The sequence below is a fragment of the Aquimarina megaterium XH134 genome (assembly GCF_000520975.1).
Classification (GTDB): Bacteria; Bacteroidota; Bacteroidia; order Flavobacteriales; family Flavobacteriaceae; genus Aquimarina; species Aquimarina megaterium.
On sequence record NZ_JACB01000014.1, the window covers coordinates 78,753 to 93,050 of the forward strand.

Sequence of the window (14,298 nt, forward strand, 5' to 3'; positions counted from 1 at the left end):
TATGAATAGTATAGAAAACATAGAGATGTTATCAGATGAAACCGTAACCAAAAATGGAAACATGGATATGGCTAAGGTGTTATCACCTAGGAGAAAATCTACGGCAAGCACAACCATAGAAGAGTTGGCGATCGAGCAGTTAGAACATTTTCAAATTGATGTTGATAGTGCGTATGGAGAAGCTTTGAAAGGTGCAGCTATGGATATTTACCATGCACAATCAGATATTTCTAAATTACAGGAAATAACCAATAATACAATTGCAAAGCTAGATCAGGGAGAAAAAGTAGCGTACTTTAATGCTAAACGTTTTTTATCTTTTCAGATAGCAAAAGTATTAGAAACATTACAAAATCCGCTAAGCAAAACCTATCAGTCTTTAGGGCAATCAGACGAATCTTTACAAGCCAAAGGACCTCATCCTTTATTTAATAATATTGCAGCCTTATTTTCTGCAACTCCAGTAATCGCACGTACTTCTACATACGATTACTCTTGTACAGAATGGGTTGATGATGCTTTTAATGGTAAAGAATCAATACATCATATATACTCTAGATTATTGAATCCTACCTCTATGGCTTTGGCTACTCATATGGTGCATATAGAAGCAGGTAAATATGCAGATGAGTATACCGCATGGAATTTTAATAGCGGTATGGCGGCTGTAGATGCGTTATTAAGTAATGTATTAAACCATGGAGATGTTCTTATACTTTCTAGAAATATCTACGGAGGGGTTTACCAGTTAATCGAAGATTTTTTTGCTAAAAAGAATAAGTTTGCCATTAATGTGGTTTGGTTTGATGGATATTCTATTGAAGATTTTAAACCAGTATTAGAAAAAGCAAAAGAGGATTATAAGGATATTCTTTCTTCTGGTAACAAATTGCATGTCTATATGGAATCCCCTTGTAACCCTCATGGTTATATGCTGGATGTGCCCGCTATTTGTAAAATTTCTAAACAAAATGGAGCAACGGTAATGTTAGATGGTACTGTAGCAACACCGTTTTTAATCAAACCATTACAACATGAAGATGAAGAATGTAGACCAGATTTTTTATTCCATAGCTATACCAAAGATATTACCGGATCTGGTAATGCAATAGCAGGAGGTATTATAGGTAAAAATAACTTAATGTTCTTGCCAAAAGGAGACGAAGTAGATGGAATAAAATGGGATGAAACTTTATTCTGGAATGTATACTATATTAAAGGCGCTTTCTTAGATTCTGATACCGCATTCGAGGTGTTGTCTGGTATGAAAACACTAAGCATGAGAATGGTTCAAAAATGTGTAAATACTTTGGTATTGGCTAAATTCTTTGACTCTAATCCTGGTATTACAGTACACTGTAATGGATTAGAAAACAACCATAATCATAGTATTATGAAGAAGATTAGTAAGTATCAATTAGCTTCGCCTTTATTTACTATTGATTTTGAAAAAGCAAAAGTATCAGATAAGTCATTTAAAATGTTCTTTGATACGTTAGCTCCCGCATTTGGTCTTCAGGTAAGTTTAGGGCAGATTAATACTACACTTCTATGCCCTGCATTTACATCTCATTCTGAGTTAAATAAAGATGCTCTTCTAGAGGCAGGTATCCATAAAACAACAATGAGAGTATCTGTAGGTAATGAAAACCCAAAAGAATTGATACAACACTTCATGCAATCTGTAAAACTAATGATAGATCCAGAAAAACCAGGATTCTCTAGTTCTTTCTTATCCCGAAATGAAGTAGATAAATTATATGCAGATACATATATGGAAGTACAACAACAGTTAATAGATCACGGATACTTAAATTAAATACATTAACAATTAAAACTTTAAACAATTATGATTAACGGAATTAATTTAGAGGCCTTAGGGACTTATAAAAATACAGTTGAACAAGATCCTAAGAATGGAATGTATTCTGGAGGTATTAAAGCGACCTGGTTAGGAGGAACAAAAGTAGGGGTTGAAACCAATGCATTACAGCTTGGAGATGAGAAGATACCTCATAGTTTTTCTTTTGTTATAGACGAGCCAGAACAACTATTAGGAGAACATTCTTCTCCAACACCTCAGGACTATTTATTAGGAGGACTTTCGGGTTGTATGATGGTAACTTTTGTAGCTATGGCTTCAATAAAAGGAATCGAATTAGAAGGAGTTTCATTAGAGATAAAATCAACTTTAGATTTACAAGGATTTTTGGGGATAAACGAAACTTCTCCTGTAGGATATGATGCAATAGAATATTGCTTTACTGTTGAAGGAAACGGTACAGAGCAGGATTTTAAAGAAATTGCAGATCAGGTTATCCAATTTTCACCAAACTATGCTACTGTATCAAACAAAGTGAAAATGATTTCTAGCCTGGTAGTTAACCCTACAATGGTAAAAAATTAGTTAGTTTAGTTTGAATTTACCCGTTTTTGGCGGTAAATAAAGAAAGGCTGTATGAAATTTTCATACAGCCTTTTAATATTATAGAAACCAAAAATATCAAGTAAATCCTGTTATGCTATAGGATGATAAATCAACTCGTCTTGATACCATGTAAATTTTTGTGGTGTACATATGGTAAATTGAAAAGGCTGTTTAAAATTTTAAACAGCCTTTTACAGAATACACAAACAACCAAGTTTGCTTATTTACAATTAACCAATTTCTGAAATAATATCATTAAAATATTTTTATTTTTTTGCAACCCCTATAGGAGCAGTATATCCTCCTTTACTAACATTACCATCAGTAAAAATCTTACCAGTTCCATTAACAAGTAATATACCTGCCAAATGAGGAGAAGCCATTGAAGTACCAGATTTTAGTGCAAATTCGTTACCGCCTATACCACAAGACCAGATTCTTGTTCCCGGAGCCCATGCATGTACATTGTCTCCGTAGCTAGAACCACCTGCAGCAGCATCTGTATTAGTCATGTTTCCAACTACCCAGCATCCTTCGATATATGCTCTTTGTGGTGAGTAATATTGTACATCATCATTATTATTGCCTGCAGCCATAGCTCCAAATGTAGTTTTTGCTAAGTTTCTGAAAGCAGTTTCGTAAGCTACACTAATTGTTCTACTGGTAAATCCTATGCTATAGTTCCATACATCACCATAACTAGCATTATTAGCAACATAATTGATTCCTGCAATGATTTGCGCTTGTGTTCCGGATCCACTATCACTTAATACTTTTACCGCAACAATTGTAGCTCCTGGAGCAACTCCAACAACACCATCTCCATTGTGCATTGCACCAATGGTTCCTGCCACGTGAGTACCATGACCATTTCTGTCTCCCCAATTGTTATCTACAAAAGTGGTACTACGATTATAATCGATGTTAAGATCAGGGTGAGCATACACACCGCTATCCAGAACCCATGCTGTTTTTCCGGTAGAGTAGGTGTATCCTCCAACTCTTACAACCCCCCAGTCTACATAATCTCCTCCGGTTTCATAATAACCAGTGGTAGCCGCAGCCTTATTAGAGTCTTTTCCTGTTGTTACAGTAGGCATTACTCCTTGCTCTACGGTAACGTCTAACCTCTCAATGTAATTCGGTTCTACAGCAAGAATGTCAGGATCGTTTTTAAGTAACTCTACTTCTTTTGTAGAAATACCATCAACGTTAAATCCCTGTATCGCAGTTTCGTAAACAAATTTCATTTTATCCGAAGAAATTTTGTACTTAGATAAAGTACCGGATGCTTTTTGGGTTACTTTTTGTTTGTTCTTTTTTAATTTTTCATCCTCTTTAAAAACAATAATATAGCTATTAGGAACCGCTTGTGCAGCACTAATATCTGTAGAAGGATTTTCTGTTGATAGTTCTTCAGAAACTTCTTCTTTAGAACAAGAATTTAAAAAAGTTGCGATTCCAAACATGATTAGAACCATTTTAATGCGAATAATTTTTTGAATTGTTTTCATAATATTAAGTTTATGTTAAGGTTTCAAAAATCTATAAATACATATGTTTGGCAATTGTATTCTTAGTTTTTTTGTTAAAAACTGAAAACTATTCTAAAAAAGAAGGTTTTTTAATACGATATTCGAATTTTATTAGGGCTAAATGAGCCAAGGTGCTGCTATGTAATGTGTTGTTTAATAGGTTTTTACTTTTCTTCTATTTCGAATTTATTCTGAGTGAACATGCTTTATAAAACATATGGGAATAAAAAAAACACATTGAGAACAATGTGCTTTTTTTATATGTTGTTTAATAGTTGTTAGCTTTTAGCTAACTGCTTTATTTTAATTCTGAAAGCAGCAAAAAGTAGTGTCATAAATGGACTAAGCCAGTTAAAAATAGCAAAAAAGAAATAGTCTAATACAGGTACATTAAGTACTCCACTTTGATAAGCTCCACAAGTATTCCAGGGAATTAGAACCGAAGTAACAGTTCCCGAATCCTCTAGAGTACGACTAAGGTTTTCTGGTGCTAGTCCTTTATCTTTATAAGCTTTGGCATACATTCTTCCTGGTACTACGATAGCTAAATATTGGTCAGACGCAGTTACATTTAGTGCAAGGCAGCTTACTACCGTACTGGCAAAAAGGCCAAATACCGAATCGAATAAATTCAATAAAGCTTTACTAATTCTAGCTAGTGCTCCAATCGCATCCATCACACCACCAAATACCATTGCACATAGTATTAACCAAATTGTATTTAACATTCCAACCATTCCTTTAGAAGTAAAGAGCTTAGTAAGTTCGGCATTAGATGTCTGTATTGATGTTTTTGTTGTTATTGCATTCATCACTCCTTTATATGCAGAATTAAATGTGAATTCGTCACTACCGGCAACGGTCGTTACAATTTCTGGTTGAGCAATAACGGCAGCAATAGCGCCAAGCAACGTACCTATAAGTAAGGCAACCACTGGAGGTGTTTTTTTAATAATTAAACCGATAATCAAAACAGGAACAATAAATAACCAGGGAGAAATATTAAAAGCATTATCAATAACATGTAATTGCTCACTAATTTCCGGAGTTCCAGATGTATCAATTGTAAATCCTATAACAATAAAAACCAATAGTGTGATTACTATAGTTGGTATAGTTGTATACGCCATATACTTTATATGAGAAAATAATTCCCCACCAGCCATTGCAGGAGCTAAATTAGTAGTATCGGATAAGGGAGACATTTTATCTCCAAAATAAGCGCCAGAGATTACAGCACCTGCTGTCATTCCGAGAGAGATTCCCAAGGTGTCACCAATACCAATAAGTGCAATACCTACAGTTGCAGAAGTAGTCCAGGAACTACCTGTTGCAATAGATATGATGGCACAAATAATTACACAGGCAGCCAGAAAAATAGTTGGATTAAGAATTTGTAAACCATAATAAATCATGGTTGGGATAATACCGCTAATCAACCAGGTTCCTGCTAATGATCCCACTAGTAATAGTATAATTAGTGCACTAGAGGTTGATTTTATATTTTTGGCAACTTCTTCCATCATTTGTTTATAAGTTACCTTATTATAAAACCCTACTATCGCTGCTACTGCAGCTCCCAAAAGCAAAACAAACTGATTACTTCCGCTAATTGCTTCATCTCCATAAATATAATAGACATTAAAGAATAGCATAATAACCAATGCTATAATTGGGATCAAAGCTTCCCAGATGTTTAATTCTTTATTCTCAATAATATCTTCGTTTTGGGGATCGGTAGGTGTGATGTTTTGACTTTCCATATGCTAAATTCGAAATTTTATGGATGTAATGTTACGATATTAATAAAAGCTATGCAACGTCTGCATTGAGTTTAATTACGTTCAAACCTAAAAATAAAAGGAGTAAGAGTATAAAATATTAATTTAAAATAACAGGAATGTGCTTTTTATCTTGTTTTTATGCATTTTGCCGATATTTTTAATTTTATCATATGGTGATTTTATCATAAAATTTGTAATGTGTTGTACTTTTGAAATGTGAAAGAAGAAGAGTAAGAGAAAAATTGGATTTTTTTTGATTGTTTTGCGACTTTTTTTGTCCCAATAAAATAATTCTGATGAGTTGTTTTATCCACTAAACCTAATAAGCCTCATACCCAGAGGCTTTTTGCTTTTTGTAAATATTCATGTAAGATGTTTTATGAGTTTTATTTGATCATATTGATGTACTTGTTTCTTTGATTTTTTTAACCTTCATTTTAATTCACATACGATATTTAATGAGCTGATTATAATATAATTATAATTATATGTTAAATGAAATATGTATTTTGTCTTGTTTTTTGGTATTTTGTCGATATTTTATTACTTTTGATGAGGTTGTTTTGTAAGATTATGATGATAACAACATACTTTTGAAGTATCAAAAAGAAAAAATATAAAGAAGTTAAAATATTGATTAGCCCATTGAACTAGAATTAGTCTTTTTTGCCCAAATTAATTTCGCCCCAAACCCTAATAAGCCTCATACCCCAGAGGCTTTTTTTATTATGGATATAATATAATGTGTTGGTATAGTTAAAAAATCGTTATTTTAATTTCAATACGATTTTGATAGTGTAGGTTTCATTTTTTATATTGAAATTAGTCGAAAACTAATAGGATGGAAACTAACACATATAAAGGCTTAGAGTTATTTTGTTTTTTTGTATTACTACCGATAAGCTTTTTATTAGATTCTCACTTTCTTTTTAAAGTCATACCTACCGTTTTGGGGTTTGTTTATATTCTTGTCCTTCTTAAAAAGAAAGGACTGTTGAGATTGAAGTTTCCTGTTAAAGAATATTGGAAACCTTTTTGGAAAGAAATTATAGTTAAGTTTGGGATTATTGCGATAATAACTGGGCTATATGTCTTTCTAATTGCTCCAGATAAGTTGTTTTCTGTACTTATAAAAAGACCAGGGTTATGGATAATTATTCTTTTTGTATATACATTTTTGTCTGTTTGGCCACAGGAGATTATATATAGAACCTTTTTTTATGAGCGTTATGAAAATCTGATTAGTAATAAGTGGTTGTTTATTTTTATAAACGCAATCCTTTTTTCTTTAGCTCATCTTTTTTTGAGTAGCTTTTTAGTACAAGTATTAACTTTTGTTGGCGGTTTGTTATTTGCTTATACTTACCAAAAAACAAAATCCACTACCTTAGTCTCTATAGAACATGCTATTTATGGTAATTGGTTATTTACTGTTGGCATGGGAGAGATGTTAGCCTTTCCTGGCCCTGGATAAATCACAAAAAATACTCGATAAGCTGGCGTACTGCTTTTCCACGATGACCAATCTTGTTTTTTTCTGATAAAGAAAGTTCGGCAAATGTTTCGGTATACCCATCGGGTAAAAAAACTGGATCATACCCAAAACCTCCTTTTCCTCTTTTATCTTCGGTAATAAAACCAGGGCATATTCCTGTAAATGTTTTGACTTTTCCGTTTGATACCAAGGCGATTACAGTTTTAAACTGTGCCTTACGATTTTCTTTTTCTTTTAACTCTTTTAAAAGTTTATCCATATTTGCATTAGCATCTTTGGCTTCACCAGCATACCTTGCAGAGTATACTCCGGGAGCACCATGCAACGATTCGACTTCAAGCCCTGTATCATCGGCAAAACAATCAAACCCATAATGCTCTTTGATATAATTAGCTTTTTGCATTGCATTACCTTCAATAGTTGTAGAAGTTTCGGGGATATCTTCTATGCAACCTATATCACTAAGCCCTACTATTTGGATAGTAGGAGGCAGTAATGCTTGTACTTCTTTTATTTTATTAAGATTATTGGTAGCAAATACGATTTTCATTTAGATGTGTAATTTCAAATGTATAGTTTTCAAAAAAATATGTTCTCGTTATGCTTTTGCATCAAAATCTAATACCCATTTCTCCTGGACTTTGAGTACCTGTTCGATAACATCTCTTGCACATCCTTTACCTCCTTTTTTATAGGACACATATTTAGAAGCTTCTTTTACTTCTGCCACTGCGTCTTGAGGGCAAGTTGGTAAGCCTACCATTTTCATAACTGGTAAATCAGGAATATCATCACCCATATATAATACATTTTTTATGTTGATATTATTAGTTTCGAGATATTCATTTAGTTGTTCTACTTTGTGATGCGCTCCAAGATATATATCTGTTATTCCTAAGCCTTTTAAGCGTTGACGAACACCTTCATTTTTTCCTCCAGAAATAATACATACTTTAAAACCCTGTTGTATTGCAGTTTTCAAAGCGTACCCATCTTTAATATTCATTGTTCTTAGCAGTTGTCCATCGGTATTGATAATGACAGTACCATCGGTAAGTACTCCATCTACATCAAAAATAAAGGTGGTAATATGCTGCAGGTATTCTTTATAACTTTTTTCCATATTTAGATTGTATTGCTTTGGTAAGGGTTTTATATAGTTTTTGTTGTGTAGTATCTGTTATTATTTTTAAATGCCTGTTTATCGTTTTAGAATCATTACGTATCCCTGGCCCTGTTTGAGCCAGATCAGGATTCATTTTTGTGATTTTTTGAGCAGTCTCCAAAATCAAAGGATGCAAAATTTCAAAAGGAACATCGTGTTCATTACAAATATCGTTTGCTGTTGAAAACAAATAATTTGTAAAATTATTTACGAATACAGCAGAAACATGAAGTATATTACGCTGTTCTGAAGAAATTTCATATACCTTTTCAGAAAGGGTAGTGCTTAATTTTTTTAATAGCGTAAGATCGGTTTCATTTTCAGCTTCCAAACAAAAAGGAATAGCACTAAAATCAACAGCTTTATCTTTGCTAAATGTTTGTAAAGGATAAAAAACACCTCTTCTATTGGTATTTATCAGGGCATTCATAGGAACACTGCCAGAGGTATGAACAATAAGTTTATTTGTAAAAGGTAATAGATAAGAAACCTTTTCAATTGCATCATCACTCACCGCCAGAATATAAATATCAGCTTCTTGTATAGAGCTAAAATCTTGTGTAATAGTGTTTTCTTTCTGGTTAGGATGTAACAGTAACCCTTTACGATTATAACACTGTACAACTTCTACCGATTTTTGATTATAAAAAGCAGTATACAAGTGTTTAGCTACATTACCGGCACCAAGAATTATAACTCTAATCATTTGGCTAAAATAAGGAAGTTCCCTTAAAAAGCAGAGTAATCCATTTTTTCATTTTTATTTTAAATAAGTTCTATAGTAAAAGGCGGTATTCATAATAATCCATAATAAAAATATTTCAGGAGTATAACTCATCAAAATTAGGCCTGGTTTAAAAAAACGCAAAATTTTGTAACCTTTTTTACATGCATTTATCTAAGGTTTACAATAGATCCTCGTGTAGTTAATACAATAGTGAAAAACTCGTAAAAATCAATACTACATAAATAATTAAAACTTTTACATAATTCATTAAAAATGAACGCTATGAAACTAAGAAAAACAATATTCTTTCTGATGCTCTTTGGCATTAGTATACTTTTTACTCAATGTAAGGATGATGATTTAATTCCAATACCAAAAGAATTGGTAATACCACCTCCGATAGAACTTAATTTGGATCCGGCTTTGGTTGCCGAGGGAAAAGAAATTTTTAGGCATGATACTTTTGGAAGTGAGGCGCAATGGACAGATTTATTAGAGTTAGATAAAGCTATTTTGGGAGCAGCCAATGGTGGGTTTGGGCCTGGTCTTGACCCAACTACAGCTTTAACAATAGGACTTAAAGTAGATGCAGAAGTATTACCACAAGCTGTAGTCGATGGTATTACAGATGGAAGTATTGATTTAACAGACCCAATGACCACAGTAGCTTTGTTAGATCTAGATGCTGTTGTTGGCGTAAAAGGAAGCTTTGATGAAAATAAAAAATTAACCTCTGTAGGAATCACATGTGCTTTATGTCATTCTACAGTAGATGACTCATTTACTTCTGGAATTGGAACAAGAAAAGATGGTTGGGCAAATACGGATCTTAACGTCGGAGCTATTCTGGGATTTGTTAAAAATGCTCCTCTTGCAGCTATTTTGAGTGTTGATGTCGAAGCTTTTAATAGTGTTGTTAACGCATGGGGCCCAGGAAGATTTGCTCCCACATTATTAATGGATGGAAAAGTAACAAAACCTAACGGAGAATTAGCAACATTGGTAATACCCCCAGCTTATGGGTTACAAGGAATAACCCATGAAACATATACTGGTTGGGGTGAGGTGTCCTATTGGAATAGATTTATTGGCGTTTTGGTCATGGGAGGACAAGGAAATTTTTCTGATCAAAGATTAAATGATCCCGAAAAATTTCCACTTGCAGTAGAAAGAGGACTGTTTGATGTTAGCGCACCCGTAGACATGGTAGATTCGAAACTGGAAAGCTTACGAGAATATCAATTATCAATACTAGCCCCGACTCCAGATCCTGATAGTTATGATGAGACTTCGGCGATTCGTGGTAAAATATTGTTTGAAGGCAAAGCGAATTGTATTTCTTGTCATTCTGGGCGTGCTTTTGCAGACAATATATTACATACTCCAGAAGAAATTGGGATTGATGACTTTGAAGCAAAGAGATCTCCCACAGAAATGTACAGAACACCACCATTAAGAGGAGTGTTTGTTAAATCTAATGGTAATGGTTTTTTTCATGATGGGAGATTTACTACCCTAAATGATGTGGTTATACATTATAACGATCATTTTGGTTTAGGGTTATCAAATCAGGAACAAGATGATCTGGTCGAATATCTAAAAGCGCTATAAAAGAAATAAAAAGGCCAAATTCTATATTCATAATAGATTTTGGTCTTGTTTTTTTGATGTTTTTCCTAGAAGTAGCTAGCATTAAATGTATATAGAATATGACATCTTTCTATAAAAAACGAAAAAGTAATATCGGTTATACTTATACTTCTGTTAAAACCATAAAATCAAAAGGCGATCATGGTACATTATCCTTCTAAAAATAGTAAATTTGCCCAGCAAAAAAAGAAAGGTTACTATGCAAGATAAGCTAGCGAGTATTTTGTTCTCCACACGATTAATGGCAGTTTTATTTATTGTTTTTGCGTTTTCTATGGGAGTAGGAACGTTTTTAGAAGATGCACACGGAACCACAGCCGCCAGAATTTGGGTGTATAATACATGGTGGTTTGAGGCTATTATGGTGTTTTTTGTTATTAATTTCTGCGGAAATATTGTACGTTACAAATTATATAAGAAAGATAAATGGGCAACATTATTACTTCATTTATCTTTTATTTTAATTATCATAGGAGCTTTTGTTACTCGATATATAAGCTATGAAGGCGTTATGCCCATTAGGGAAGGTGAAACTACATCTATTTTTCTTTCTGAAAAAACATATTTATCTGTTTTTCTGGATGGAGAAATTAATGGAGAACCCCGAAGACGTATCATTACAGAAGCATTAGAGTTAGCAGAAGCAACTACTAATGATTTTACTATTCATACCGATTATAATAGGCAACCCGTTACAATAACATATCAAAACTATATCCAAGGAGCAGAAATGGGATTAGTTGAGACAGAAGATGGAGAGAACTATCTTAAAGTTGTAGAAGCAGGAGATGGTAATCGTCATGATCATTTTCTAAGAGAAGGAGAAGTTTCTAATATTCATAATATATTGGTTAGTTTTAATAAACCGACCAAAGGAGCAATAAATATTACCTATAAAAATGATGATTACTTTATAGAATCTCCTTTTGATGGGTCATTTTTAAGAATGGCAGATCAGATGCAAGGATTAGTATTTAAAGATAGTCTTCAACCTTTAATGCTTAGATCACTGTACCAAACTGCCGGAATGCAATTTGTAATTCCTGATCCTGTAATTACTGGTAAGTATGATGTAGTTCCTATAGAAGTTAAAGACAAAGGACAGGAAGATGCCTTGGTATTAAGTATCTCTACCAATGGAGAAACCAAAGACGTTAAGCTATTGGGAGGAAAAGGGTATAATAACGATATGACCAAAATCTCATTAGGAGGTTTGGATATGTATTTTAGTTATGGCTCTAAGCAAATGGAATTGCCTTTTGCATTAAAATTGAATGACTTTATCGCCGAAAAATTTCCCGGGACACAAAATGTTTATAAATCTTTTAAGAGTAAGGTTGATATTGTAGAAGGAAATTCTTCTAAACCATATGATATTTATATGAACCATGTACTAGATCATAAAGGATATAGGTTTTTTCAAGCTTCTTTTGATCCAGATGAAAAGGGAACTGTGCTTTCTGTAAATCATGACCGTTGGGGTACCTGGATTACTTACCTAGGGTACATGCTATTATATTTAGGATTAATGTTAATTCTTTTTACCAAAGGATCACGTTTTAAGGAAATAGAAGATAAATTGAGTAAAATAAAGAAAAAGAAAAAAGCATTAACCATATTTTTGGCATTAATAGTATCTACTTTTTCTTTTGCGCAAGACCAACCTCAGCCTGATCATGCAAATCACTTACCATCGTTACCTAGTAAGGCACAATTAGACTCGGTTATTTTAGCCAATGTTGTTCCTGCTGCTCATGCGGCTAAGTTTGGAAGTATAGTGATACAGGATGAAAGAGGGAGAATGAAACCTGTAAATACTTTTTCCTCAGAATTATTGCGTAAACTTAGTAAAAAAGATACCTATAAAGGTTTAAATGCAGACCAGGTGTTTGTATCGATGGTAGAAAATCCATTTATCTGGTACAGTATGCCAATTATAGAAATTAAAAGAGAAAATGATAGTATACGTAAGATATTAGGAGTTCCGAAAACCGAAAGAAGAGTATCTTTAATAGATCTTGTAGAACCAGACGGGTCGTATAAGCTAGCTCCTTATTTAGAAAAAGCAAGTAGCACAAATACCCCGAGTAGTTTTGAAAAAGATTTTCTTAAAACTCATGAAAAATTTTATTTACTTAATCAAGCTTTAGGAGGAGGGATTTTAAGAGTTTTTCCGGTTCCGGGTGATGAAGGAAACAAATGGGTTTCTATGCCCGAGCTAAATGAATTTAAATTTAGCGGAATGGATTCGGTATACACCAGACAGATCATTCCGATTTATCGCCAATCATTACGAGATGCAAGAAAAACAGGGGATTATAGCAAACCTGATCAATATATTGAAAGTATTAAAAGTTTTCAGAAAAAATTTGGAAATGAAGTACTACCAACAGATAAAAAAATCAAAGCAGAAATTGTACTGAATAAATATGATATTTTTAGAACACTATATCGATACTATGGAGTAATAGGCTTACTACTAATGATCTTTGTAATTGTTAGAATATTTAAGGATTCTAAAATTGTAAGAGCTTTAGTAAATAGTGCAATTGGTATCGTTATTCTTCTTTTTATTCTACACACTTCGGGATTGATAATACGTTGGTATGTCTCGGGACATGCACCATGGAGTGATGCATATGAATCTATGATTTATGTTGGATGGACAACGCTGGCAATTGGTCTTGCTTTTGGAAAAAGAAGTAACCTTACCATTGCAGCTACCACTTTTGTGGCTGCAATCATCTTGTTTTTTGCTCATGAAAACTGGACAGATCCTGCAATTGCAAATTTACAACCTGTATTAGATTCATATTGGGTATTGATTCATGTATCTATTATTGTAGGTAGCTATGGACCATTCTTTGTTGGAGCAATTTTAGGAATCCTATCACTGTTATTAATAATATTAACGACAGAATCTAATAAGAAACGAATGGATCTTAATATTAAAGAGATAACTATTATTAATGAGATGGCACTTACTATTGGGTTAGTAATGCTTACTATTGGTAACTTCCTGGGAGGGATGTGGGCCAATGAGAGTTGGGGACGCTATTGGGGTTGGGATCCAAAAGAAACATGGGCTTTGATAAGTATTATGGTGTATGCCTTTGTGATACATATGAGATTAGTTCCTGGCCTGAGAGGAAGATGGTGGTTTAACCTGGCCTCTATTATCGCAGTATATAGTATTTTAATGACATACTTTGGTGTTAATTTTTACCTCAAAGGATTGCATTCATATGCTAGTGGTGATAAAGTAATTACGCCTAATGCAGTCTATTACTCTATCGCTTTTTTAGCTCTACTAGGCATAGTTTCATATTGGAGAAACAAGGTGCATTATAAGAAAAATAAAAAAGCAATTTCTACAGAAAAATAATCATGTCTTTTATTTTATAAGGTTCCCAAAATTCATTTCTGTGATATTTTGATACTCGTCTTGTGATTTTATATTAAAAGATAGAGTTACATATTCTCTGTGACTACTAAAAATAATTTTAAGAAGATT

10 protein-coding genes are annotated in these 14,298 nt (G+C 33.3%); 5 read left to right on the forward strand and 5 right to left on the reverse strand.

Annotated elements, in window-relative coordinates; genetic code table 11:
• Position 1 precedes the first annotated feature (1 nt).
• Positions 2 to 1,819 carry a trans-sulfuration enzyme family protein gene (locus Z053_RS0110295; RefSeq protein WP_025664932.1) on the forward strand — a complete coding sequence of 606 codons (1,818 nt, stop codon included), beginning with the start codon at positions 2 to 4 and terminating at the stop codon, positions 1,817 to 1,819.
• A 30-nt stretch (positions 1,820 to 1,849) separates the two neighbouring features.
• Positions 1,850 to 2,407, forward strand: a complete 558-nt coding sequence (locus tag Z053_RS0110300; protein WP_025664933.1) for an OsmC family protein — start codon at positions 1,850 to 1,852, stop codon at positions 2,405 to 2,407.
• Between the two features lie 287 nt (positions 2,408 to 2,694).
• Here Z053_RS0110300 and Z053_RS30045 read toward each other — a convergent pair whose 3' ends face one another.
• Together Z053_RS30045 and nhaC are read right to left on the reverse strand one after the other, a co-directional pair.
• Positions 2,695 to 3,942: a S8 family serine peptidase gene (locus Z053_RS30045; RefSeq protein WP_025664934.1), complete on the reverse strand. Its 1,248-nt coding sequence runs from the start codon at positions 3,940 to 3,942 to the stop codon at positions 2,695 to 2,697.
• Between the two features lie 299 nt (positions 3,943 to 4,241).
• Positions 4,242 to 5,726 carry a Na+/H+ antiporter NhaC gene (gene nhaC / locus Z053_RS0110310; protein ID WP_025664935.1) on the reverse strand — a complete coding sequence of 495 codons (1,485 nt, stop codon included), beginning with the start codon at positions 5,724 to 5,726 and terminating at the stop codon, positions 4,242 to 4,244.
• 862 nt (positions 5,727 to 6,588) lie between these two features.
• Here nhaC and Z053_RS0110315 point away from each other — a divergent pair.
• Positions 6,589 to 7,221, forward strand: coding sequence for a CPBP family intramembrane glutamic endopeptidase (locus Z053_RS0110315; protein ID WP_025664936.1), 633 nt, complete (start codon positions 6,589 to 6,591; stop codon positions 7,219 to 7,221).
• Between the two features lies 1 nt (position 7,222).
• On the opposite strand, the gene Z053_RS0110320 is transcribed toward Z053_RS0110315, so the two are convergent.
• From Z053_RS0110320 to Z053_RS0110330, 3 genes are read right to left on the reverse strand one after another with little or no spacing between them, the layout of a single operon-like run.
• The gene (locus Z053_RS0110320; RefSeq protein ID WP_025664937.1) at positions 7,223 to 7,792 is read right to left on the reverse strand and encodes a non-canonical purine NTP diphosphatase; all 570 of its coding nucleotides are present in this window, start codon (positions 7,790 to 7,792) and stop codon (positions 7,223 to 7,225) included.
• A 48-nt stretch (positions 7,793 to 7,840) separates the two neighbouring features.
• Positions 7,841 to 8,365: a KdsC family phosphatase gene (locus tag Z053_RS0110325; protein WP_025664938.1), complete on the reverse strand. Its 525-nt coding sequence runs from the start codon at positions 8,363 to 8,365 to the stop codon at positions 7,841 to 7,843.
• A complete protein-coding gene (locus Z053_RS0110330) occupies positions 8,349 to 9,113 on the reverse strand; it encodes a Rossmann-like and DUF2520 domain-containing protein (RefSeq protein ID WP_025664939.1) in 765 nt (254 codons plus the stop codon). Before Z053_RS0110330 ends, Z053_RS0110325 begins: the two co-directional genes overlap by 17 nt.
• 303 nt (positions 9,114 to 9,416) lie before the next feature.
• Between Z053_RS0110330 and Z053_RS0110335 the strand changes: the two genes are divergently transcribed.
• Entirely contained in the window at positions 9,417 to 10,745 is a 1,329-nt protein-coding gene (locus Z053_RS0110335; protein WP_206539209.1) for a hypothetical protein, read from the forward strand.
• A gap of 238 nt (positions 10,746 to 10,983) precedes the next feature.
• Positions 10,984 to 14,169: a cytochrome c biogenesis protein gene (gene ccsA / locus Z053_RS0110340; protein WP_025664941.1), complete on the forward strand. Its 3,186-nt coding sequence runs from the start codon at positions 10,984 to 10,986 to the stop codon at positions 14,167 to 14,169.
• The last annotated feature ends 129 nt before the right edge of the window (positions 14,170 to 14,298 follow it).

Bases quoted from the DNA above. Each gene is read 5' to 3' on its own strand.
- Z053_RS0110295 (WP_025664932.1), top strand. From the start codon at position 2: ATGAATAGTATAGAAAACATAGAGATGTTATCAGATGAAACCGTAACC.
- Z053_RS0110300 (WP_025664933.1), top strand. From the start codon at position 1,850: ATGATTAACGGAATTAATTTAGAGGCCTTAGGGACTTATAAAAATACA.
- Z053_RS30045 (WP_025664934.1), bottom strand. From the start codon at position 3,942: ATGAAAACAATTCAAAAAATTATTCGCATTAAAATGGTTCTAATCATG.
- nhaC (WP_025664935.1), bottom strand. From the start codon at position 5,726: ATGGAAAGTCAAAACATCACACCTACCGATCCCCAAAACGAAGATATT.
- Z053_RS0110315 (WP_025664936.1), top strand. From the start codon at position 6,589: ATGGAAACTAACACATATAAAGGCTTAGAGTTATTTTGTTTTTTTGTA.
- Z053_RS0110320 (WP_025664937.1), bottom strand. From the start codon at position 7,792: ATGAAAATCGTATTTGCTACCAATAATCTTAATAAAATAAAAGAAGTA.
- Z053_RS0110325 (WP_025664938.1), bottom strand. From the start codon at position 8,365: ATGGAAAAAAGTTATAAAGAATACCTGCAGCATATTACCACCTTTATT.
- Z053_RS0110330 (WP_025664939.1), bottom strand. From the start codon at position 9,113: ATGATTAGAGTTATAATTCTTGGTGCCGGTAATGTAGCTAAACACTTG.
- Z053_RS0110335 (WP_206539209.1), top strand. From the start codon at position 9,417: ATGAAACTAAGAAAAACAATATTCTTTCTGATGCTCTTTGGCATTAGT.
- ccsA (WP_025664941.1), top strand. From the start codon at position 10,984: ATGCAAGATAAGCTAGCGAGTATTTTGTTCTCCACACGATTAATGGCA.